The sequence below is a fragment of the Kitasatospora sp. NPDC051705 genome (assembly GCF_044453265.1).
GTDB lineage: Bacteria > Actinomycetota > Actinomycetes > Streptomycetales > Streptomycetaceae > Kitasatospora.
The window spans coordinates 83,559-104,594 of record NZ_JBITCO010000001.1 but is presented as its reverse complement, the minus strand read 5'-3'; the positions used below and the strand labels follow the sequence as shown (position 1 = coordinate 104,594).

General features: G+C 75.6%; 20 protein-coding genes, 1 pseudogene and 1 riboswitch. Of the genes and pseudogenes, 15 read left to right on the top strand and 6 right to left on the bottom strand.

Annotated elements, in window-relative coordinates:
- The first annotated feature begins 171 nt into the window (after positions 1-171).
- Positions 172-1,443 carry an ATP-binding protein gene (locus tag ACIA8Q_RS00470; protein ID WP_387900459.1) on the top strand — a complete coding sequence of 424 codons (1,272 nt, stop codon included), beginning with the start codon at positions 172-174 and terminating at the stop codon, positions 1,441-1,443.
- A gap of 137 nt (positions 1,444-1,580) precedes the next feature.
- Here ACIA8Q_RS00470 and ACIA8Q_RS00465 read toward each other — a convergent pair whose 3' ends face one another.
- The gene (locus tag ACIA8Q_RS00465; protein ID WP_396316653.1) at positions 1,581-2,777 is read right to left on the bottom strand and encodes an enoyl-[acyl-carrier-protein] reductase FabV; all 1,197 of its coding nucleotides are present in this window, start codon (positions 2,775-2,777) and stop codon (positions 1,581-1,583) included.
- Positions 2,778-3,286: 509 nt separating this feature from the next.
- On the opposite strand from ACIA8Q_RS00465, the gene ACIA8Q_RS00460 reads away from it, so the two are divergent.
- Positions 3,287-3,679, top strand: a complete 393-nt coding sequence (locus tag ACIA8Q_RS00460) for a hypothetical protein (RefSeq protein ID WP_387900461.1) — start codon at positions 3,287-3,289, stop codon at positions 3,677-3,679.
- Positions 3,680-3,737: 58 nt separating this feature from the next.
- Here ACIA8Q_RS00460 and ACIA8Q_RS00455 read toward each other — a convergent pair whose 3' ends face one another.
- Positions 3,738-5,129, bottom strand: a complete 1,392-nt coding sequence (locus ACIA8Q_RS00455; protein WP_396316491.1) for an amidase — start codon at positions 5,127-5,129, stop codon at positions 3,738-3,740.
- Positions 5,116-5,325 (bottom strand): hypothetical protein, encoded by a 210-nt coding sequence (locus tag ACIA8Q_RS00450; protein WP_360222319.1) that lies wholly within the window; start codon positions 5,323-5,325, stop codon positions 5,116-5,118. Before ACIA8Q_RS00450 ends, ACIA8Q_RS00455 begins: the two co-directional genes overlap by 14 nt.
- Before the next feature lie 275 nt (positions 5,326-5,600).
- Between ACIA8Q_RS00450 and ACIA8Q_RS00445 the strand changes: the two genes are divergently transcribed.
- The 4 genes from ACIA8Q_RS00445 (at position 5,601) to ACIA8Q_RS00430 (ending at position 10,742) form a co-directional block, all read left to right on the top strand.
- Positions 5,601-7,655 (top strand): hypothetical protein, encoded by a 2,055-nt coding sequence (locus ACIA8Q_RS00445; protein ID WP_363363947.1) that lies wholly within the window; start codon positions 5,601-5,603, stop codon positions 7,653-7,655.
- A 499-nt stretch (positions 7,656-8,154) separates the two neighbouring features.
- On the top strand, positions 8,155-8,997 hold the full coding sequence (locus ACIA8Q_RS00440; protein WP_396316490.1) for an NmrA family transcriptional regulator: 843 nt from the start codon (positions 8,155-8,157) through the stop codon (positions 8,995-8,997).
- A gap of 179 nt (positions 8,998-9,176) precedes the next feature.
- On the top strand, positions 9,177-9,773 hold the full coding sequence (locus ACIA8Q_RS00435) for a DUF1772 domain-containing protein (protein WP_396316489.1): 597 nt from the start codon (positions 9,177-9,179) through the stop codon (positions 9,771-9,773).
- Positions 9,774-10,046: 273 nt separating this feature from the next.
- Positions 10,047-10,742: a polysaccharide deacetylase family protein gene (locus ACIA8Q_RS00430; protein WP_360217174.1), complete on the top strand. Its 696-nt coding sequence runs from the start codon at positions 10,047-10,049 to the stop codon at positions 10,740-10,742.
- Positions 10,743-10,924: 182 nt separating this feature from the next.
- On the opposite strand, the gene ACIA8Q_RS00425 is transcribed toward ACIA8Q_RS00430, so the two are convergent.
- Positions 10,925-11,419 carry a DUF1772 domain-containing protein gene (locus ACIA8Q_RS00425; RefSeq protein ID WP_396316488.1) on the bottom strand — a complete coding sequence of 165 codons (495 nt, stop codon included), beginning with the start codon at positions 11,417-11,419 and terminating at the stop codon, positions 10,925-10,927.
- 159 nt (positions 11,420-11,578) lie between these two features.
- Between ACIA8Q_RS00425 and ACIA8Q_RS00420 the strand changes: the two genes are divergently transcribed.
- The 4 genes from ACIA8Q_RS00420 to ACIA8Q_RS00405 all read left to right on the top strand — a co-directional run bounded on the left by ACIA8Q_RS00420 (position 11,579) and on the right by ACIA8Q_RS00405 (position 15,403).
- On the top strand, positions 11,579-12,586 hold the full coding sequence (locus tag ACIA8Q_RS00420) for an AraC family transcriptional regulator (RefSeq protein ID WP_360217180.1): 1,008 nt from the start codon (positions 11,579-11,581) through the stop codon (positions 12,584-12,586).
- 168 nt (positions 12,587-12,754) lie between these two features.
- Entirely contained in the window at positions 12,755-13,333 is a 579-nt protein-coding gene (locus ACIA8Q_RS00415; RefSeq protein WP_360217183.1) for a TetR/AcrR family transcriptional regulator, read from the top strand.
- A 137-nt stretch (positions 13,334-13,470) separates the two neighbouring features.
- Positions 13,471-14,649 (top strand): GDSL-type esterase/lipase family protein, encoded by a 1,179-nt coding sequence (locus ACIA8Q_RS00410; protein WP_360217186.1) that lies wholly within the window; start codon positions 13,471-13,473, stop codon positions 14,647-14,649.
- 100 nt (positions 14,650-14,749) lie between these two features.
- Positions 14,750-15,403, top strand: coding sequence for a hypothetical protein (locus ACIA8Q_RS00405; protein ID WP_360217188.1), 654 nt, complete (start codon positions 14,750-14,752; stop codon positions 15,401-15,403).
- Positions 15,404-15,501: 98 nt separating this feature from the next.
- Here ACIA8Q_RS00405 and ACIA8Q_RS00400 read toward each other — a convergent pair whose 3' ends face one another.
- Positions 15,502-16,338, bottom strand: coding sequence for an SDR family oxidoreductase (locus tag ACIA8Q_RS00400; protein WP_360217191.1), 837 nt, complete (start codon positions 16,336-16,338; stop codon positions 15,502-15,504).
- A 254-nt stretch (positions 16,339-16,592) separates the two neighbouring features.
- Entirely contained in the window at positions 16,593-17,165 is a 573-nt protein-coding gene (locus tag ACIA8Q_RS00395; RefSeq protein WP_360217194.1) for a histidine phosphatase family protein, read from the bottom strand.
- 166 nt (positions 17,166-17,331) lie between these two features.
- A riboswitch (cobalamin riboswitch) is annotated at positions 17,332-17,424 on the top strand.
- A gap of 63 nt (positions 17,425-17,487) precedes the next feature.
- Here ACIA8Q_RS00395 and ACIA8Q_RS00390 point away from each other — a divergent pair.
- The 5 genes and pseudogenes from ACIA8Q_RS00390 to ACIA8Q_RS00370 all read left to right on the top strand — a co-directional run bounded on the left by ACIA8Q_RS00390 (position 17,488) and on the right by ACIA8Q_RS00370 (position 21,020).
- On the top strand, positions 17,488-17,712 hold the full coding sequence (locus ACIA8Q_RS00390) for a CbtB-domain containing protein (RefSeq protein ID WP_360217197.1): 225 nt from the start codon (positions 17,488-17,490) through the stop codon (positions 17,710-17,712).
- A gap of 19 nt (positions 17,713-17,731) precedes the next feature.
- Entirely contained in the window at positions 17,732-18,484 is a 753-nt protein-coding gene (locus ACIA8Q_RS00385) for a CbtA family protein (RefSeq protein ID WP_360217200.1), read from the top strand.
- 165 nt (positions 18,485-18,649) lie between these two features.
- Positions 18,650-19,369, top strand: a pseudogene (locus ACIA8Q_RS00380) (enoyl-CoA hydratase/isomerase family protein); the annotation flags it as partial.
- Positions 19,366-20,250, top strand: a complete 885-nt coding sequence (gene mmsB / locus ACIA8Q_RS00375; RefSeq protein WP_360217203.1) for a 3-hydroxyisobutyrate dehydrogenase — start codon at positions 19,366-19,368, stop codon at positions 20,248-20,250. The pseudogene ACIA8Q_RS00380 and the gene mmsB, both read left to right, overlap by 4 nt.
- Positions 20,247-21,020, top strand: a complete 774-nt coding sequence (locus ACIA8Q_RS00370; RefSeq protein WP_360217206.1) for an enoyl-CoA hydratase — start codon at positions 20,247-20,249, stop codon at positions 21,018-21,020. Before mmsB ends, ACIA8Q_RS00370 begins: the two co-directional genes overlap by 4 nt.
- The last annotated feature ends 16 nt before the right edge of the window (positions 21,021-21,036 follow it).

The window sequence follows — 21,036 nt, the reverse complement described above, 5'->3', positions numbered from 1 at the left end:
CCCGCGGTCCGCCCGGGTGCGGCGGACGGGGTCCACCGCACCCGAACGCAAGACGCCTCCCCGTACGGTTCGTCCACACCGTGTTGTCCCGGGCGGCGCACGACGGGCCCGCCCGGGCCCGCCTACCTTCGCCGCAACCCGCACCACCGGACGCCGCAGGGAGCGCCGCACGTGAACTGGCTGATCCACGACTACCGCGAGGACGACCTGGCCGCCGTCGTCCACCTGATCGACAGCACCGCCGCCCTCGGGCAGGAATCCGTCTTCTCGCTCGCCGAGTGCATCACCGCGCTCACCGCGCGCCAGCCCGCCGTCGTCGCCGTCCACGACGGCACGCCGATCGGGGCCGCCCTCGCCCAGCTGGCCGGGACGGGCGAGCGGGCCTGGGTGATGCGCGTGGCGATCGCCCCGCCCTGGCGCGGCCGGGGCCTGGCCAGCGCACTCCTGCGCGAACTGGAGCGACGGCTGGTCGAGGCCCGCGTCCGGCGCATCGCCTACGTGCTGCCCGAGGACGAACTGCTCGGCGAAGGACTGCACAACGCCGGCTACCAACGACGGCCCGCCGCCGCCTACTTCGAGAAGACCGAACCCGCCGCCGGCCCCGCGGCCGGCACCCTCGACGAACTCGGCGGCCGGCTCCTGGGCGGAGACCTGTGGGAGCGCGTCGCCGGGATGACCGCCGAGAAGGAGCTCATCGAACGCCGGATCGTGCTCCCCCTCGCCGAACCCGAGCGCGCGGCCCGCCACGGCGTCCGGCCCCCGCGCGCGATCACCCTCTTCGGCCCGCCCGGCACCGGCAAGACCACCTTCGCCCGGGCCATCGCCTCCCGCCTGGGCTGGCCGTTCGTCGAACTGCTGCCCTCCCGCCTCGCCGACGAAGGCAACCTCGCCGCCGCCCTGCGCAGCGCGTTCGCGCGCATCGGCGAGCTGGAACGGGTGCTGGTCTTCATCGACGAGGTCGAGGAGATCGCCCCCGTCCGCGGCGAGGCCGGGCAGGCCGGCGCGATGCACGGGGTGACCAACGAACTGCTCAAGCTCATCCCGGGCTTCCGCGAACGCGACGGCCGCCTGCTGGTCTGCGCCACCAACTCCGTCCGCTCGCTCGACCCGGCCTTCCTGCGCACCGGCCGCTTCGACTACGTCATCCCGATCGGCCCGCCCGACCCGGACGCCCGCGCCGCCATCTGGTCGCGCTACGCGCTCGACACCGACCGCGCCGACGTGGACGTCCCCGCGCTGGTCGCCGCGAGCGACCGCTTCTCACCCGCCGACATCGAGCACGCCGCGCGCATGGCGGCACAGACCGCCTTCGAACGGGACGACGCCGTCCCGGGGGCGACCACCGCCGACCACCTCGCCGCCATCGGCGCCAGCCGCCCGACGGTCACCGCCGCGATGGTCGAGGCCTTCCGCGCCGACATCGGCGCCCACGCGAGGCTGTGACCCGGGGCCGTGAGGCTGTGACCCGGGGCTCGTCCGGCCGCGGCGGGCCTGGGCGGCCCTGGGCGGGCTCGGGTGGGCCTGGGTGGGCTCGGGTGGGCCGGGGCGGGTGCTGATGTCGGCCCACCCCGGCCGAGGTCCTAACGCCGCCGGGCGGGCCAGGGGACGACCGCCTCCGCCTCGACGGAGTAGTCGACGCCGGGCACGTCCCAGCCGTACAGCTGCCGGAACTGGTTGTAGAACCAGGCCGGGGCGTCCGGATCGGCGGCCAGCGCCGCCGCGGGGTCGGCCCACAGCTTCCGCACCCCGTCCTGCACGTCGGCGTCGAGCTCCCAGCCGTCCAGCCGGATCCGGCCCCGCTCGTCCAGCACCGGCGCCTTCGCCCCGCTCAGCTGCTCCCACAGGTCCACGGCCTGGTCGGCGGTCGTCCGCCAGCCGTCCGCACCGAGCACGCTGCGCAGCAGGGAGGTGTAGAGGGCGATGGACGGGATGGCGGTGGACGCCTGGGTGACGGCCGCCCCGGCGACGACGGTGAACGCCCGGCCCCGGTCGCCCAGCACGTCGCGCTGCAGCCGCCCGGCGGTGTCCTCCAGGTGTTCCTTGGCGGCGCCGATGGTGCCCTGCCGGTACACCGGCGCGGTGATCTCCGAGCCGACGTAGGACAGCGCGGCGGTGGTGAAGCCCTCGGCCAGGAGGTCCGCGTCGGCGAGGGCCTGCACCCAGAGCCGCCAGTCCTCACCTCCCATCACCTTCACCGTCGCGGCGCGCTCCGCCTCGTCGGCCGGGGCGAGGTCGACCGCTCCGACCTCGGGGAGGCCGTCCGGGAAGAGCAGCGAGGGGGAGGTGTAGGCCGCGCCGACGGGCTTGATCACCGAGTGGTGGACCTCACCGGTCGCCGGGTCCGTGCGCCGCGGCGAGGCGAGCGAGTAGACGAGGTAGTCGACCGGGCCGTAGTGCTCGGCCAGCACCCCGAGCACCTCCGCCCGGGTGGCGTCCGCGTAGGCGTCGGCGTTGACGAAGGTGAAGTCGCCGCCGGCCTGCTCGACCAGCCCGGCGGTCGCGGCGGTGCGGTACCAGCCGGCGGTCGCGGTGCGCCGCTCGTTGGCGGCCGCCTCGAAGCCGACACCGACACCGCGGACGCCGAGACGCCGCAGCCCCGCCACCAGGATGGCCAGCCCGTACCCGGCGCTCGAACCGAGCACCAGGACGACCGGTGCCCGCCCGGCGGGAGCGGCCGGGGCGATGGACCCCCAGAGCTCCTCGACACCGGCCGCGCTGCCGGTGGGGTGGGAGTTGACGATCAGGTAGCCCCGCTGCTTCGGGGTGATCTGCTGCATGCTCACGCGGTGGTGCCCTCTCCAGTGGGGTGCGGCCGTGCCGATCGAACAGGCCCGCCGGGCCGCCGGCGGGGCGCCGGTGGCCGACCTGCTCGCCCGGGACGGGCGACGTCCGGGCGCATGACGGGGCGCCGTGGGCCGCACGCGGGGCGCGGCCGGCGACCCCGTGACCGTGCCCGGGGTGTGCGTCGTCGGTGATCGTATTTCGCCCCGCCGACCGCCGCCCGTGCCAGAGCACGACGGAGGATCCCCGCCGCGGTTGTAGGGTCCGCCCTTGCCACCGGAGTCCTTCGTGGGCTATCCGGCTCCCACCGGAAGCCGCCCCGCGGCCGGTCGGCGCCGGACTCGGCCCGGGCGCGGCGTGGCGCAGGTTCTCCTTGGGTTCTCCTCTTCGGCATGCGGATGGTGGGGCGGGAAGAACCGCCAGGGCGGTGGGGAGCGTCTGCGGGCGTATGAGTGTTCCTGTGAGCGCAAGGTCCGGGCCGGCGCCGGGGGTTCGGGGGCCGTGGGTGCTGCGGGGGGCCGCGGTGGTCGGGGTCGTGGTCCTGGGGCTGGCCGGTGGGTACGGGGCGGCCGTCCTCGTGGTGTCGGCGCGGAGCTTCTGCGACGCGGCCTGGGAGCCGCAGCACCGGTTCGCGTTCTCGACCGTCGAGTGGCCGGCGATGGAACTGCTCTTCCTGGCCGGGGCGGTGGCGGCCTGGGCGGGTGCGAGGCGGCTGACGGCCGGGTGGCCCCTCGTCTGGCGGGGGGTCGTTCCGGCGGCTCTGGTGCTGCTCTCGCTCGCGGTGCTGACGGACGGGTGCTTCGCGCTGCTCGGGACGCCGAGCGGGTACCACGGCGATTCGGGGCTCTGCCCGGACAGCAACGTCCCGCCGTGGTGGCCGTCCTGGCTGCCGGCCTGACGCGGACGGCACCGGGCGGCGGGCGCCCGGCGCCGGAGCGGCCGACGCCGCCGTGCGTTCAGGCCGCCGGTGTCGGGGCGGGGGTGGGGCGGGTGCGCTCGAAGGCGTGGCCGACGCGCAGGAGGGTGTGCTCCCCGAGGGGGCGGCCGAGGAGTTGCAGGCCGATCGGCAGGTCCGCCGCGTCCTGGCCGGCCGGGACGGTCAGGGCCGGTACCCCGGTGATGTTGGCGGGTGCCGAGAGGCGCACCAGGGCGTCGGAGACGCCTTCGGTGGTGCCGTCCGGCCAGGTGACCGTCTCCTCACCCGCCCGCACCGCGGTCAGCGGGACGGCCGGGGCGGCGATCACGTCCACCGTCTCCCACAGGCGGGCCCACTCCTGCCGCATCAGGGTCCGGGAGCGCTGGGCCCGCAGGTAGTCCCCGGCGGTCAGCAGCTCGCCGGCCTCCAGGAGGACGCGGACGTCGGCCTGGTAGAGCTCGGGCACCGTGCGCAGGGTGCGTTCGTGGTAGGCGGTGGCCTCGGGCACCATCAGGCCCCACTGGGTCGCCTGGAGGTAGCGGGTCATCGGGACGTCGACCTCGACCAGCCGCGCGCCGAGGGCCTCCAGGTGCCCGACGGCGTGCCGGACGGCGCTCTCCACCTCCGGGTCGACGTGGTCGAAGTAGTGGGTCCGGGGCAGGCCGATGCGCAGGCCCGTCAGGTCCGGGTCGTCCGCCGGCCGGTAGTCCGCGGCGGGCACGTCCAGCGAGGCCGGGTCGCGCGGGTCGTGCCCGGCGAGGGCGGTCAGGACGGTGGCGGCGTCCTCGACGGTGCGGGTGATCGGGCCGACGTGGTCCAACGACCAGGACAGCGACGTGACGCCGTGTCGGGGCACCAGCCCGTAGGTCGGCTTGAGGCCGACGACCCCGTTGAGCGCGGCGGGCACCCGGATCGACCCGCCGGTGTCGGTGCCCAGGGCGAAGGTCGCGGTTCCCGAGGCGACGGCCACCGCGGACCCGCCGCTCGAACCGCCGGCGATCCGGTCGTGGGCCCGGGCGTTGCGGGTCTGCGGGGTGGTGAGGCCGTACGCGAACTCGTGGGTGTGCGTCTTGCCGACCAGGACCGCGCCGGCGTCCGCCAGCCGGGCGGCGACCGCGCTGTCGGCCCGGGCACGGTGGCCGGCACGGACCCGGGAGCTGGCGGTGGTGGGCGTTCCCGCGATGTCGATCAGGTCCTTGAGCCCCATCGGGACGCCGTGCAGCGGCCCCCGGTACCGGCCGTGCGCCACCTCGTGCTCGGCCGCGCGGGCGGCCCGGCGCGCCCGGTCCGCGGTGACGGCGACGTAGGCGCCGAGCTGCGGCTCGACCTGGTCGACGCGGGCGAGGACCGATTCCACCAGCTCGACGGGGGACAGCCGCCGGGAGCGGATCGCGTCCGAGGCGGCGGTGAGGGAGAGCTCATACGGCTGCACGGCGGCCTCCTCCTTCCGCGCGGTAGGCGGCGGCGGGCGGGGTGTCCTCGAAGTCCAGCTCGCGCAGGACGGCGACGACGGACCGGATGTGGTTCGCGGTGGTCGCGACGGCGGTGTGCCGGTCGGCGGCGAGCGGGAGACCGGCGAGGGCGGCCCAGCGGGCCGCCTCCGGCGGTGTGAGTCCGGCGGTGGACATGGCGGGTCGTTCCTTTCGGTCGAGGCGGGAGCAGCGGAGCCCTCTCGCCACAAAAGCGAAATGTTTGCGTTAGTGGACTGTAGGGTCCGCTGGGCTCTTAAAGCAAATCTTTTGCTTTTACCTCCCTCGGGCGGCCCGGGTGCGGCCGGGTGCGGCCAGGGCGCGGCCCGGGGCCGGGCCGTAGGGTGCGGGGCATGACCGATGACTTTCCGGGGGACGGCGCGGGCCGTGAAGGCGGGGCTACGGGTGGGCGGTTGGCCGATCCGGGGTGGTTGGTGAACGGCGATCCGGAGCAGGTGGTGGCGGCGCTGGACGGGGCCGTCGGGCCGGAGGAGCTGGCGGCCGCCGCCGTGTACCGGGCGTCTGGGCACGTGCACCGGGAGTCCGGGGCGCGGGTGCGGCGGCAGCTGCTGGCGCTGGACGCCGCCCGGTACGGACGACGGGAGTTGGCGAGGAGCCTGGCCGCGGTGACGGCCGGCGGGGAGCCCGGCGGGCCCGGCGAGGCCTGGGGCGTGCGGTGGGCGACCGGTACCGATCTGGACTCCCGGTTGCGGTACGCGGTGCCCGCGCCGGCCGGGGTGGTCGCGGTGGCGGGCGTGGTCGCGGCGGATCGAGCCCTCGCCGTCGTCGGCTGCGAGGACGGCACGCTGGCCTGGTGGGACGTGGTGACCGGCGGGAAGGCCGGGGCGGTCACGACCGGCTCCATGGGCGCGGTCCGCGCGCTGGCCACGGCGGTGGTGGACGGCCGCCCCGTGGCGGTCACCGGCCACTCCCGGGGGACGGTCCTGGTCTGGGACCTCGCCGGGGGCGAACTGGTCGCCACCCACCGGGGCGCGGACGACTCGTGGGTGAACGCGCTCGCCACCGGACTGGTCGACGGCCGGCCGGTCGTGGTGAGCGGCGGCACCGACCGAATGCTGCGGGTGTGGGACCTGGCCGACCGCACCGGCGGCGGTGCGCTCCTGACCGTGCGGACCGGAAGCGTGCACGCGCTGGCCCTGGCGGTGCTGGAGGGCCGCCCCGTCGCCGTCACCGGTCACGACGAGGGGGTCGTCCGGCGGTGGGACCTGCTGTCCGGGCGGGAGTTGAGCGCCGGCGGCGACCACGTCGAGGCGCCCGAGGGTGACCGGGAGGACCACGCGGACGACGAGGACGACGAGGGCGACGGCGGGGGGTACCGCCGCTGCGTCACCATGGAGCTCAACGCCAGGACGCACCTGCTGGCGACGGACCCTGAGGCCGCCGTCCCGCTGGCCGTCAGCGCCACCACCTTCGACTCCGCCGTCCGGGACCTGGCCACGGGCGAGCCGGTGGGCGAGCCCGGCCCGGCGTACGTGGCGGCGGCGGCCGTGACGACGCTCGGGAGCCGCCCCGCCGCCGTGGTGGCCTTCGAGGGCAGGGGGCCGGTCCAGGTCTGGGACCTGTCTGCCCGCACGCACCTGCGCCTGCCGCTGATCGGCCACCAGGGCGCGGTGCGGGGAGTGGCGACGGCGGTGGCGAAGGGGCGCCACCTCGCCCTTACCGGCGGTGAGGACCGATCGGTCCGGGTCTGGGACCTCGACGGCGACCAGCGGGCGGGTGCCTGGTCGACCGGTCACGCGGGCCCCGTGCACGCGGTCACCACGGCCGTCGTGGACGGCCGCCCCGTCGTCCTCAGCGGCGGTGCGGACGCCCGGGTGCGGTGCTGGGACCTGGACGGCGGGGAGCCGGGGGAGCCGCTCGCCGCCGGGGACACCGCGGTGGGGCTGCTGGCGGTGGGCGCGGTGGACGGGCGGCCCGCCCTCCTGGCCCGCGATTCCGTGGAGACGGTGCGGATCTGGGACCTCGCCACCCGGGAACCGCTGCACGGGCGGTCGACGAGCGAGTACACCAGCCCGTCCATCACCTTCTTCGCCGTGGTGGAGGGGCGCTTCGTCGGCGTCACCTGGGAAGGGCGGGTGTGGGACCTGGTGGAGAGCCGGTGGGTCGGGGAGCGGCCGAAGCAGTCCGGGGCCATGGCCCTGGAGTCGCTCGGGGGCCGCTCCGTCCTGCTGACCGGGCGCAGGACGGAGGCGGTCCGGCTGTGGGACGTGGCCACGGGCGAGCCGGCGGGCCCGTCCTTCGCGGTGCCCGGCGGTGACGTGCGGGCGGGGGCGGTGGGCCTGCTGGACGGCCGCCCCGTCGTCGCGGCGGGAGGGGACGACGGGACCGTGCGGGTGTGGGACGCCGGCACGGGCCGGCAGATCGGCGGGTACGCCTTCCCCGCCGGGATCCGCGGGCTGGCCGTCGCCCCGGACGGGCGGCTCGCCGTCGGCTTCGGCGCGGACCTCGCCGTCCTGGCCCACCACTGACCGCCGGCGTTCGCCGACGGCCCGCCCCCGGAAGGGCTTTACCTCGACGGGAGGAAGGGTCGTGGGCCCGGTGCCGCCGCCGGGCCCACCTGCCGCGGTGGGGCGTCGACCGTTCGTGGCCGGAGCGCGTGGCCGCGGCACCGGGTTCGCGCCGAGTCCGCCCGGGCTGCCCGGAGTCGGCGCCGGGGCCCGCCGGTCGCGGCCGCGCGCGGCGGTGTGTGGGGGCGTTGTGCGGGCGCTAGAGGGCCGCTGGAGAGCGGGTGGAACACGGTGGTTCGTGGCGGGTCGGCTGTGTTCTGGTGGGTGGCGGAGGGGCGGTGGCCTCGGACTTCGGGGCTGCGGAAGGGACGTAGACGCTCGCGCATGGACGTGAGTGCGGGGGCTATGGCTCGCCGGCCCGCGGTGGAATTGACTGGTGGACACGAGGACGGACGCACGGGACGCACGGACGGGCCCGGGTCCGCAGGTTGATTCGACGTCTCCGAGGGGAGTGGTCACCGTGGTTGCCAAGGATGTTGTGGACCTTCCGGTCGATGCCGGTGTGGTGCTGGTGGTGGGTGGTACGGGTAAGACGGGTCGGCGGGTGGCGGAGCGGTTGTCGGCGCTGGGGTACGGGGTGCGGGTGGGGTCGCGGTCGGGGGCGGTGGCGTTCGACTGGCATGACGAGGGGACGTGGGAGGGGGCGTTGGAGGGGGTGAGTGCGGCGTATCTGACGTACTACCCGGATCTGGCGTTCCCGGGTGCGGTGGAGGCGGTGGGGGCGTTCGCGCGGTTGGCGGCGTCGCGTGGGGTGGGTCGGCTGGTGTTGCTGTCGGGGCGTGGTGAGGAGGCCGCGGAGGCGGGGGAGAAGGCGGTGATGGAGTCGGGGGCCGCGTGGACGGTGGTGCGGTGTGCGTGGTTCGACCAGAACTTCAGTGAGAGCTTCTTCCTGGAGCCGGTGCGGGCGGGGGTGTTGGCGTTGCCGGTGGGGGGTGCGGTGGAGCCGTTCGTGGACGTGGAGGACATCGCGGAGGTGGCGGTGGCGGCGTTGACGCGGGCGGGGCACGCGGGGCAGGTGTACGAGTTGACGGGGCCGCGGTTGCTGTCGTTCGCGGAGGTGGCGGGGGAGTTGTCGCGGGCGACGGGTCGGGTGGTGCGGTTCGAGGCGGTGTCGGAGGCGGCGTACCGGGGGGTGTTGGCGCAGGCGGGGTTGCCGGAGGACTTCGCGGAGCTGTTCTCGGTGATCCTGGACGGGCGCAACGCCTCGTTGGGGGACGGGGTGCGGCGGGCGCTGGGGCGGGAGCCGCGGGACTTCGCGGACTACGCGCGGGAGGCCGCCGCCACCGGAGTCTGGGACGTGTGAGCCGGCGGCAGCGGCCGATCCGCCTGCCCGTCATGTCCGTTGATCGTCGGTACCGGGCCTCGCCGGCCTCCTGACCACCCACCCGGGCCGGAACCGGGCGGGGTGGCGGAGGTCGCGGCCCGGGACCGGGGTGGCCCCCGCGCAGGGCGGGGGCCGGGGAGAGAACCGAAGGATTACCGATGCGCTCGAACCAGACCGCGACCACTTCCTCCACCGCTCCACCGGCCTTCGGCGGCCTCGGCGCGGGTGCCGCGGCCCAGGCCGCCCCCGCCGTGCGGAGCAAGGCAGCCGGGCCCGTCCTCGTGGGCGCGACCGTCGCCATGGGCCTGATGGCGGGCCTCTTCTTCGCCTTCGACGTGTCCGTGATGCCGGGCCTGGCGGCCGGCGACGACCGGACGTACGTGACGGCGATGCAGCACATCAACAAGTCGATCGAGAACGGCATGTTCGGCCTGGTCTTCGTCGGCGCCTTCGTGGCGACGGGCGTGGCGGCCTGGCTGCAGCACAAGGCCGGCCGGCGCCAGGCGGCGCTGTGGGCGGGCGCCGCCACGCTGCTGTACGTGGTGGCGCTGATGGTGACGATGGGCGTCAACATCCCGCTCAACAACCAGCTCGCGGCGGCCGGTGACCCGTCGCAGATCAGCGACTTCGCCGCGGTGCGCGCCAAGTTCGAGGGCACCTGGGTGGCCACCAACATGGTCCGCACGCTGCTCTGCACGGCGGGGCTGGGTGCGCTGGCCCGGGCGCTGGTCCTGCACGGGCGTTCCGAGCGCTGAACGACCGTGTCCTGTCAGGGGGTCGGGGCCGGAAGGCCCCGCCCCGGGCAGGGCCCGCCGCGCCGCCCCCGGTGGCACGCGCCGCACCGGGGGCGGTGCGGCGCGCGCCGGGGCCCGTCGGTCGTGCCGCGCGCCGCGGGTGCGCCGTGCCCGCCGGCCGGTCGACCCGCCGGTCGGCTGGCCGGATCCGCCCCCGGGCGGTCGCGCCGGTGCGCCGGTCGGGCGCAGACTGCACGCAGGCAGGCAGCGGAGTTCCGACGGCAGGGGGCGGGCATGGCAGCACGTACCGGCAGGCGCACGGCAGTTGGACGAGTCCGGACGGCGGTCGGCGTGCTGGCCGCCGCCCTGACGGCCGCGGCGGCGGTCGCGGTGCCGGCCGCTCCGGCGGAGGCGGCGGGCGGACAGGGCGGCAAGGTCGTGTACCTGACCTTCGACGACGGCCCCAGCCCCGCCTACACGCCGAGGATCCTCGGGATCCTCTCGCGCTACGGCGTGCGCGCGACCTTCTTCGAGATCGGGCAGAACGTCGCCGCCAACCCGGGGCTCACCCGGCAGGTCGCCCGGCAGGGCCACAGCGTGCAGAACCACTCCTGGTCGCACCCGGACCTGCGCAGGCTCTCCGGGGCGGCCGTCAGCGCCCAGGTGGCCGACACCGACAAGGCGATCCGGGCGCAGACCGGCCGCACCCCGACCTGCCTGCGCCCGCCGTACGGCGCGGTCAACGGCACGGTGCGCTCGCGGGCGGCCGCGCTCGGCAAGCAGGTGGTGCTCTGGTCGGTGGACCCGGCGGACTGGTCCCGGCCGGGCGCGGCGGCCATCCGGTCGCGGGTGCTGGGCACCGTCCGCCCGGGCTCGGTGATCCTGCTGCACGACGGGGGCGGGGACCGCAGCCAGACCGCGGCCGCGCTGCCGGACATCCTGTCCACCCTGAAGGCCCGCGGCTACGGCTTCGCCACCCTCTGCGGCTGACCCCGGAGGGTGGCGGCGGCCCCGGCGGGAGGCGGGTGGCGGGAGGCAGGTTCCGTGCGGCGTGCGGAGGGTGGCGGCGGACGGTCACGGTGCCCGGCGCACCACCGCCGGGGCACACGGCACGACGCGGCGCCGGCCCGGGCGGACGGAGTCCCGGGCCGGCGCCGCGTGCGGCGGGTGCGTCAGGCCTGGCCGTGCAGGATCAGCGCCCAGCCGAGGCAGGCCAGTGCGGCGGTGCACAGCAGGGTGCGCAGCACGTTGAAGCGCGCCCAGCGGGCCTCGAAGCGGCTGCGGACGGCGGCCGGGTCGGCGATCCGCCGGGGGTCGCCGGCTGCTTCGAGCTCGTCGTTCAGCGGGATGTTCACCGAACGGGTGACGCCGATCGCCGCCACGTACAGGACGAGCGCGGCCACCGTGGCGGGCAGCGCGTGGTGGCCGTCCGAGGGCAGGTGCAGGGCGACCGCGGCCCCGGTGGTGAGGAGGGCGCCGACGAAGCCGAGGACGAACCAGCCGTTCAGGATCGCCACGTTGACACGCTGCATCACCTCGATGAACGTGCGGTCCTCGACCTGCGCGAGCGCGGGCATGACCGAGCACGAGTAGGCGTAGAACAGCCCGGCGGTCAGGCCGCAGGTGACGGTGGCCGCCACCAGTACGAGTGTGCGTGCCAGTTCCATCTTCGTAGCCCCTCACTGTCTCTGCACTGCATCTGCTTGTCGGTCCGTCCCCCGTGTACCGATCATCCGGCATCCGGGGCGCCCGGGCCACCTCGATCGCTCAAGACTCTCTCAAATGACGAGCCGTCAAATAATGTCCCTCCGTCTACACTTGGCGGCATGGACACTCTGACAGGTCTCCTCGACGGGCCCAAGGCCCGCGGCGCGTTCCTGCTGCGCTCGATCCTCACCCCGCCGTGGTCGCTGCGGATCGAGGACCGGGCGCCGCTGTCGGTGGTGACGATGGTCCGCGGCGAAGCCTGGATCCTGCCCGAGCGCGGCACGCCCCTGCTGCTGCACCCGGGCGACGTGGCCATCGTGCGCGGCCCGGAGCCGTACACCGTGGCGGACGACCCCGACACCCCGGTGGACGTGATCGTCGGGCCGGGCCAGGTCTGCACCCGCGACGGGGTGGACGTCTCCGAGGTGATGTCGCTGGGCGTCCGCACCTGGGGACAGGGCCGGGAGGGCGACCAGGCCTCCTCGGTGGTGCTGTCCGGCACCTACCAGGCCGAGCACGAGATCGGCCAGCGCCTGCTCGGCTGCCTGCCCGCGCTGCTGGTCCGGCCGGTCGGCACCGGCGCGGACGACACCCTTGTCCACCTGCTCTCCGCCGAGATAGGGCGCAACGAGCCCGGCCAGGAGCTCGTCCTGGACCGCATCCTCGACCTCCTGGTCGTCTCCGTCCTGCGGGCCTGGCTCGCCGCCCCCGATTCCGGCGCCCCCGCCTGGTACCGGGCCCAGCATGACCCGGTGGTCGGGCCGGTGCTGCGGCTGATGCACGACGACCCCGCCACCGCCTGGACGGTCGCCGACCTGGCGCAGAAGGTCGGGGTCTCGCGGGCGGGTCTGGCCCGCCGGTTCACCGCCCTGGTCGGCGAACCGCCCATGGCCTACCTGGCGGGCTGGCGCCTGGCCGTCGCCGCCGACCTGCTGCGCGAACCCGAGTGCACCATCGCCTTCGCGGCCCGCAAGGTCGGCTACAGCAACGCCTTCGCCCTGTCCGCGGCGTTCAAGCGGGTGCGCGGCATCAGCCCGCAGGAGCACCGCCGGCTGGCCGCCAGCGGCGCCCCGGCGCAGCAGCCCGGCTTCTCTGGCCCGGCGGAGACGGTGATCCTGGCGGGTTGAGGGCGGCCCGGCCCGCCGCGGCGGCCCGCGGGCGCCGGTGGTCGCCGCGGCCCGTCGCCCGCCACCACCGACATCCGGTGGAAGGCCGGCGGCTTGGCGCGGCGAAGCCATTTGCCTAAATGGTGTAGGTAATTCCATACTGGGTTCAGCCGGTACGGGAGGAACGCCATGGCACGAGCAGGACTCAGCACACAGCGGTTGGTCGTCGCGGGCGCGGAGCTCGCCGACGAGGTCGGCTTCGAGCAGGTGACCGTCGCGGCCCTGGCCCGGCGCTTCTCCGTCCAGACCGCCAGCCTCTACTCGCACCTCAAGAGCTCCCAGGACCTCAAGACCCGGATCGCCCTGTACGCGCTCGAGGAGCTGGCCGACCTCGTCGCCGACGCCCTCGCCGGCCGGGCCGGCCGGGACGCCCTCGCGGCCTTCGCCGACGCCTACCGCGACTACGCGGCCCGGCACCCCGGCCGCTACGACGCCACCCGGCTGCGCCTGGACGCCGCGACCGCCGCCGCCAGCGCCGGTGTCCGGCACGCCCAGATGGCCCGGGCGCTGCTGCGCGGTTACGACCTCGCCGAACCCGAGCAGACCCACGCCGTGCGCATGCTCGGCAGCGTCTTCCACGGCTACATCAGCCTCGAGGCGGCCGGCGGATTCAGCCACACCGCCGTCGACGCGCAGCAGTCCTGGGACTGGATCATCGACTCCCTCGACGCCCTGCTGCGCTCGGGCGGCGCCCCGCGGACCTCGTGAACGCCGGACCCCGCGAGCGCCGGATCCGGCGAGCGTCGGGATCCGGCGAGCCCCGGGACGCGGTGAACGCCCCGCCCACCCGAACGCCTGACGCCCCGTGAGCGCCGGGCCCTGTGAACAGCACCGAGGAAACGGCCATGAGCGCCCCCCGCACCACCGCCACCACCACGACCCCCGTCACCGAGGAGCTGCTCCGCGGCCACCTCGACGTCGAGCACACCGGGCGCGGGCTGCTGCCGCACCGCCTGCCCGCCCGGGCCCGCCGGCAGATCCCCGACGACCAGCTCGCGATGGCCGAGTCCCAGCCCTCCGGCGTCCGGCTGGTGTTCCGCACCCGCGCCACCGCGATCACCCTGCACACCGTCCCGACCAAGCGCGCCTACCCGGGCGTGCCGACCCCGCCGGACGGCGTGTACGACCTCCTCGTGGACGGTCGCCTCGCGGCCCAGGCCACCGCCGCCGGCGGGAACCTGCGCACCGTCGACCTGGCCACCGGCCGCGTGGAGCTGCGCCAGGGCCCGCCCGGCGCCGCCGAGTTCACCGGTCTGCCCGGTCGTGACAAGACCGTCGAGATCTGGCTGCCGCACACCGAGACCACCGAACTGATCGCCCTGGACACCGACGCCCCCGTCACCCCGGAGCCGGAGACCACCCGGCGGCGCTGGCTGCACCACGGCAGTTCGATCAGCCACGGCTCCAACGCCGCCCACCCGACCGGCACCTGGCCCGCCATGGTGGCGGCCGGGGCGGGAGTCGACCTGGTCAACCTCGGCTTCGGCGGCGGCGCCCTGCTCGACCCGTTCACCGCCCGGGCCATCCGCGACACCCCCGCCGACCTGATCAGCCTCAAGATCGGCATCAACCTCGTCAACGCCGACGCGATGCGGCTGCGCGCCTTCGGCCCCGCCGTCCACGGCTTCCTCGACACCGTCCGCGAGGGCCACCCGACCACCCCGCTGCTGCTGGTCTCGCCGGTGTTCTGCCCGACCCACGAGGAGACCCCGGGCCCGCTGGCCCCGGACTTCAGCACCGGCGCGCTGCGCTTCCGGGCCACCGGCGACCCGGCCGAGACCGCCGCGGGCCGCCTGACGCTCGAGGTGATCCGCACCGAGCTCGCCCGTCTCGCCGCAGCCCGCACCGAGGCGGGTGCCGATCCCAACCTCCACTACCTGGACGGACGTTCGCTCTACGGCCGGGCCGACCACGACGAGCACCCGCTGCCCGACGGGCTGCACCCCGACCCGGCCGGCCACCGCCGGATCGCCGAGCACTTCGCCGACCTGGCGTTCGGGCCCGCGGGCGCCTTCGCGGGCTGACCCGCAGGAGACCCCGCGGCGGCGGTGTACGACAATCGACCCGGCCGGTGTGCGGACGCACGGCCCGGCCGGGGAGACCGAGGGGCGAGGGGGAACGCCGATGCGGCGCGCAGGGGCGGGAGTCCGGTTCGGGACGGGCGCGGCGGCGGTGGCCGTGGCGTTGGCGTCGGCCGCGTGCGGCTCGGTGCACGCGGGCGGCTCGCCCGGGAACGCGGCCACCTCCGTGACCTCCGCCGCCGGCGGGACCGCCACCGGGACGCCCTCGCCCACCCCCACCCCGCCGCCCGGTCCGGCGGAGGCCCGGGCCCGGCACGACCGGCTCTTCCCGCAGGTCGCGGCGGAGTGCGCGGGCGTGGCCGCCACCCCGCTGCCCACGCCGATCGCCCCGCCCACCGGAGCGCGCGACCCCTGGGCCGACAAGTACGCGGAGAACCACGGCTTCAGGACGACCGCGACGCTGCTCGCCGACGGCAGGTGCCGGGGCGAGGCGCACCGGGCCCGGATCGCGGACGCCCTCCGGCGTGACGGACGGACGGCCGGCCTCGACCGGGCCGGCCTGCGGGCGCTGCTGGAGGGCCTCGGCTACCGGGCCGAGGAGACCAACGTGTCCACCGACGGCGGCTCCCTCGGCTTCTCGCTCTGGATCCCGGAGGCCGGCCCGTGCGTGACCGGGGTGCTCACCACGCCCCCCACGATCGAGGCCCACGGGCCCTACCTGGAGGGCGGCTGCACCGAGCCCAAGGGCGGCCACTGACCGGCACGGGCCGACACCCGCACCCGATGGGCACCCGGCCTCGCGCCGGCTCAGTGCGGCCCCGGCTCAGTGCGGCCCCGGCTCAGTGCGGCGCCGGTTCAGTGCGGCGCCGACGGCTCCCGCAGCAGCGTCCGGACCGCCTCGAGCTCGGCCGCCGCGGCCTCCCCGGCCGCCGACACGAACGCGAGGCTGTCCGGGCCGACGGGTATCCGCACCGGCAGCGGGCCGGGCTCGGCGACGATCCGCAGCAGCAGCCTCGCGAAGTCCTCGGGCCGCCCGACGCCGGGGAGTTCGGCGAGCACCCGGAGCTGGTCGCGCATCGGCTCGGTGAGCTCGCGGTAGTGCGCGGAGCGGTCGGCGGCGTCGGTGAGCGAGGAGCCGTAACGGGTGGCGTAGCCGCCGGGCTCCACCGCGGTGACCCGGATCCCGAACGGCGCCGCCTCGACGGCCAGGGCCTGCGTCATGCCCTCCAGCGCGTACTTGCCGGTGACGTACGCGGCGAGCCCGGGGAAGGCCATCCGCCCGGCCAGTGAGGAGACGTTGACGATGTGGCCGCCGCCCTGGCCGCGCATCACCGGCAGGGCGAGCCGGGCCAGCCGCCACGGGCCGACGACCAGCGTCTCCAGCTGGTCCCGAAGTTCCGCGTCGCCGACCTCCTCCACCGCGCCGAACAGGCCGTTGCCGGCGTTGTTGACCAGGACGTCCAGCCCGTCGAGCAGCTCCACCGCGGCGCCGACGGCGGCCTCGCAGTGCGCCGGCTCCCGGACGTCCAGGACGACCGGCACGATCCGGTCCGGGTACCTGTCGGCCAGGTCCGCCAGCGCCTCCGGTCTGCGGACGCCCGCGATCACCGTGTCCCCGGCGGCGGCCGCGGCCTCCGCCACCGCCCGTCCCAGCCCGGACGAACACCCCGTCACCAGCCAGCCGCGTGCCATCCCGCGCCCCCGTCCCCGCCTGCCGTCCTCGGAGCCCACACGGTCCCAGAGCACCGCCCGCCCGCCCAGCCCCACGGTCACGCTCCATCGGGCGCACAGGAGTGCGAGGGGTGGTGAGGCGGCCCTGGTGCGCCCCCGTCCCACCACCGCGCCCCGCGTGCCCGAGTCCCTGCGTCCCCGCCTCCCCGGGCTCATCCGACGGCTCGGCCGGCCCGGCCCCGCCGGTCCGGTGCCCCGGGGGCGCCCGGCCCCGGTCAGCCCCCGGCCGTCGCCCCGCCCAGCCGCAGGTTCCACCGCCCGGCGCGTCCGGTGATCACCGTGAACGCCAGCGGCGGGACGTCGAGGCGCCAGAACACCGGCGCGGGCAGATCGAGGGCGTGCACCACGGCCGCCCGGACCACGTCCGGTTCCACCACGGCCACCACCCGGCCGCTCTCCGCGGCCAGGCCGTCGAGCCATCCGCCGACACGCCCGCCCAGCTGCTGCAGCGACTCCCCGCCGTGCGGGGCGGCAGCGGGGTCGGCCAGCCAGGCGGCGACCTGCTCGGGGCGCTCGGCGGCGACCTCGTCCAGGCGCAGCCCGCGCCAGGAGCCCATGGCGCAGCCGCGCAGCGCCTCGTGCGGGGCGGCGGTGAGGCCGAGGGCGGCGGCGGTCTGCCGGCAGCGCGCCGACGGCGAGCTGAGGGCCGTGCCCGGCGCCGGCAGGGTGCCCGCCGCGGACCGGGCGGCGGCGAGTCCGGAGGCGTCCAGGGGTGCGTCGTCGTCGAACCGCGCCTCGCGGACCGCGCTGCTCATCGCGGGTGAGACCAAGGTCACTCGTACCGTCATCGCCTGCCGCTCCGCTCCACGGTGAACGCCAACTCCTCTGCCTGGCAGTCGGTTTCGGGCCACCCGCCGGTGCGGGGCGTACGTGGCCGGAATTCGCGCCCCACGCACGCCCTTGGCCGGTCCGTCACCAGGCGGTACGGTCCTCGGCGATGTGACGACGGTGCGAGGAAGCCGGTGAGACTCCGGCACGGTCGCGCCACTGTATGCCGGAACGGTTCCGTGCGCTCCCCCCGGGGTGCGCGGGCCGGGTGAGTCAGACCCCGAGCCGTCGTCGATGCTCCAACGACCGGGACGCGTACTTTCCCCCAGGAGGTTCCCAGCCATGGCTTCGTCCGTCGCTTCCCCGATTTCCTCTCCCGAGGAGGGTGGCCTCGCCACCATTCCCGTCCGGGCCGTCCTGCCCTGGGCGGTCTTCTTCGGTGTCCTGATGCTGCTGGCGATCTACTTCGTCGGTGCCGAGCAGGGTGCCACCTCGCTGATCTCCGGCGAGGACGTCCACGAATGGGTGCACGACGGTCGTCACCTGCTCGGCTTCCCCTGCCACTGAGGACGGGGAAGACCGCACAGTGAACTCCGCAACCGTCAGAACCCTGCTCGTGCGCGGGATGATCGCCGGCCTCGCGGCCGGCGTTCTCGCGCTCGTCACCGCCTACCTGCTCGGTGAGTCCAAGGTGGACGCCGCCATCGAGTTCGAGGAGGCGCACTCCGCCGAGCACGGCATGGAGGTGGTCAGCCGCTCCCTGCAGTCCACGGCGGGTCTGGCCACCGGCATCCTGCTGTTCGCCGTGGCCATGGGCGGCATCGCCGCCCTCGCGTACTGCTTCGCCCTCGGGCGGATCGGCCGCTTCGGCGCCCGGGCGACGGCGCTGGTCGTCTCGCTCGCCGCGCTGGTGACCGTGTACGTGGTGCCGTTCCTCAAGTACCCGGCCAACCCGCCGTCCATCGGCAACCCCGACACCATCGGCAAGCGCACCGTCCTGTACTTCCTGATGATGGTGCTCAGCGTCCTGCTCGCGGTCGCGGCGGTCATCATCGGCAAGCGCCTGGCCCCGCGCCTGGGCAACTGGTACGCCGCGGTCGCGGCCGGGGGCGGCTTCGTCGTCGCCGTCGGCCTGGCCTACGCCCTCCTGCCGGTGATCAACGAGGTGCCCGAGGAGTTCCCGGCCACCCTGCTCTGGCAGTTCCGCCTCGCGGCGCTCGCCATCCAGCTCGTGCTGTGGACCTCCTTCGGGCTGGTCTTCGGCGAGCTCGCCAAGCGCGTGCTCGAGCCCGAGCCCGCCGCGGTGAAGGCCCCGGCCCAGGCCGTCGCCGCCCGGTAGCGCCCGCGCCGCCGACCCGCAGCCCGCTCCCCGCACGGGGGGCGGGCTGCGCGTCGTCCTGCGCCGGTCGGGGGAGGGCGCGGTGACGGTTCGTCACGGGACCTGGACTTACTAGGACGTCCGACTATATGGTCGACGGCAGGTCCGCGGTGTCAGGGAAGCCGCGGCGTCGGCGTCTCCGCCCACGGGAGCGTCCGGATCGTCACCGGGAACACGCGCGTCGCCATGCCGGAGGCCGGCATCGGCGTCGTCCCCGACGTCGGCGGCACCTACCTGCTCGCCCTCGCGCCGGGCGAGCTGGGCACCCACCTCGCCCTCACCGCGGGCTCCGTCGGTGCCGCCGACGCGCTGCTCTGCGGGCTCGCCGACCACTACGTCCCCGCCGAGCGGCTGCCCGTGCTGCTCGACGACCTCGCCGAACTGCCCGTCCACGAGGCCCTGGAACGGCATGTCGAGCCCACGCCGGCCGGTCTGCTGGACGGCCGGCGGGCGTGGATCGACAGCTGCTACGCGGCGGGCACCGTCGAGGAGATCCTCGCGCGGCTGGGCGACAGCGGTGAACCCGAGGCCGAGAAGGCCGCCGAGCGCATCGCCGCCAACTCCCCGACGGTGGTCAAGGCCACCCTGGCGGCCCTGCGCCGGGCCCGCGCCCTGGGCCCGCTGGAGGCCGTGCTCGACCAGGAGTACCGGACCTCCTGCGCGGCGCTCGCCACTCCGGACCTCGCCGAGGGGATCCGGGCCCAGGTGATCGACAAGGACCGGTCACCGCGCTGGACGCCGGCCTCCCTGGGAGCCGTCGAACCCGCCACCGTGGCCCGCTACTTCGCCCCGCTCGGCGACGGAGAACTCGGCCTCGCCGCCACCACACCCCTGGAGCGCTGGTGACCCACCGCATCGGATTCGTCGGACTGGGCAACATGGGCGGCCCGATGGCCGCCAACCTCGTCGCCGCCGGACACCGGGTGACCGGCTACGACCTCTCGGCGGAGGCCCGGGAACGGGCTGCGGCCCGGGGAGTGAAGATCGCGGTTTCCGCCGCCGAAGCGGTCGGCGAGGCCGAGGTGGTGCTCACCATGCTGCCGACCGGACGCCATGTCCTCGATTCCTACGGCGAGTTGACGGAGGCGGCAGCGGGAGCGCTGTTCGTCGACTGCTCCACCATCGCGGTCGGGGACGCCCGGGTCGCCGCCGACCTCGCCCGGGTCGCGGGGCACCGGGCCGTCGACGCGCCGGTCTCCGGCGGCGTGCCCGGCGCCGAGGCCGCGAGCCTGACCTTCATGGTCGGCGCGGACGGGCCCGACTTCGCCGAGGCCGAGCCGGTGCTCGCCGCCATGGGCCGCCGGGTCGTGCACTGCGGGACGTCCGGGGCGGGGCAGGCCGCGAAGATCTGCAACAACATGATCCTCGGCATCTCGATGATCGCGGTCAGCGAGGCCTTCGTGCTCGGGGAGAGCCTCGGGCTCAGCCACCAGGCCCTGTTCGACGTGGCCTCCGCCGCCTCCGGGCAGTGCTGGGCACTGACCAGCAACTGCCCCGTCCCCGGGCCCGTCCCGGCCAGCCCGGCCAACCGCGGGTACGCCGGAGGCTTCGCCGCCGCCCTGATGGCCAAGGACCTCGGACTCGCGGCCGCGGCGGCGACATCCTCCGACGTCCCCGCCGAACTGGGCGGCAGGGCAGCCGAGTTGTACGCGGCGTTCGCCGAGGAGGTGGGCGCCGGGCTGGACTTCTCGGCCATCATCACGACCCTCAGGAAGGACGACGCATGACGTTCGAGACGATCCTGGTCGAGCGCAGGGGCCGGGTGGGCGTGATCACGCTCGACCGCCCCAAGGCGCTGAACGCCCTCAACACCACGCTGATGAACGAAGTCGTGGCGGCCGCGGAGGAGTTCGACCGCGACCGGGAGGTCGGCGCGCTGGTGGTCACCGGCTCGGAGAAGGCCTTCGCGGCCGGCGCCGACATCAAGGAGATGCAGTCCCTGGACTTCGTGGACGCCTACCTCGGCGACTGGTTCGCCGCGTGGGACCGCTTCGGAGCCCTGCGCAAGCCCGTCGTCGCGGCCGTCGCCGGGTACGCGCTGGGCGGCGGCTGCGAGCTGGCGATGCTCTGCGACGTCCTGCTGGCGGCCGACACCGCGAAGTTCGGGCAGCCGGAGATCAAGCTCGGGGTGATCCCGGGCATAGGCGGCTCGCAGCGGCTCACCCGGGCCGTCGGCAAGGCCAAGGCGATGGAGCTGTGCCTGACCGGCCGGATGATGGGCGCCGAGGAGGCCGAGCGGGCCGGCCTGGTCTCCCGGATCGTCCCCGCGGACCAGCTGCTGACCGAGGCGCTGGCCACCGCCGAGGCCGTCGCGGCGATGTCCGCCCCGGCGGTGGCGATGCTCAAGGAGAGCGTCAACCGCGCCTTCGAGACCACCCTGGCCGAGGGCGTGCGCTTCGAACGGCGGCTGTTCCACGCGACGTTCGCGACGGCCGACCAGAAGGAGGGCATGGCCGCCTTCGCCGAGAAGCGCCTGCCGGAGTTCCGCCACCGCTGACCCGTACGGTTCCGGC

Coding starts and splice junctions, on each gene's coding strand:
- ACIA8Q_RS00465 (WP_396316653.1), bottom strand. CDS start 2,777: ATGCAGCAGATCACCCCGAAGCAGCGGGGCTACCTGATCGTCAACTCC.
- ACIA8Q_RS00450 (WP_360222319.1), bottom strand. CDS start 5,325: ATGTCCACCGCCGGACTCACACCGCCGGAGGCGGCCCGCTGGGCCGCC.
- ACIA8Q_RS00435 (WP_396316489.1), top strand. CDS start 9,177: ATGCGCTCGAACCAGACCGCGACCACTTCCTCCACCGCTCCACCGGCC.
- ACIA8Q_RS00430 (WP_360217174.1), top strand. CDS start 10,047: ATGGCAGCACGTACCGGCAGGCGCACGGCAGTTGGACGAGTCCGGACG.
- ACIA8Q_RS00425 (WP_396316488.1), bottom strand. CDS start 11,419: ATGGAACTGGCACGCACACTCGTACTGGTGGCGGCCACCGTCACCTGC.
- ACIA8Q_RS00420 (WP_360217180.1), top strand. CDS start 11,579: ATGGACACTCTGACAGGTCTCCTCGACGGGCCCAAGGCCCGCGGCGCG.
- ACIA8Q_RS00415 (WP_360217183.1), top strand. CDS start 12,755: ATGGCACGAGCAGGACTCAGCACACAGCGGTTGGTCGTCGCGGGCGCG.
- ACIA8Q_RS00410 (WP_360217186.1), top strand. CDS start 13,471: ATGAGCGCCCCCCGCACCACCGCCACCACCACGACCCCCGTCACCGAG.
- ACIA8Q_RS00405 (WP_360217188.1), top strand. CDS start 14,750: ATGCGGCGCGCAGGGGCGGGAGTCCGGTTCGGGACGGGCGCGGCGGCG.
- ACIA8Q_RS00400 (WP_360217191.1), bottom strand. CDS start 16,338: ATGGCACGCGGCTGGCTGGTGACGGGGTGTTCGTCCGGGCTGGGACGG.
- ACIA8Q_RS00395 (WP_360217194.1), bottom strand. CDS start 17,165: ATGACGGTACGAGTGACCTTGGTCTCACCCGCGATGAGCAGCGCGGTC.
- ACIA8Q_RS00390 (WP_360217197.1), top strand. CDS start 17,488: ATGGCTTCGTCCGTCGCTTCCCCGATTTCCTCTCCCGAGGAGGGTGGC.
- ACIA8Q_RS00370 (WP_360217206.1), top strand. CDS start 20,247: ATGACGTTCGAGACGATCCTGGTCGAGCGCAGGGGCCGGGTGGGCGTG.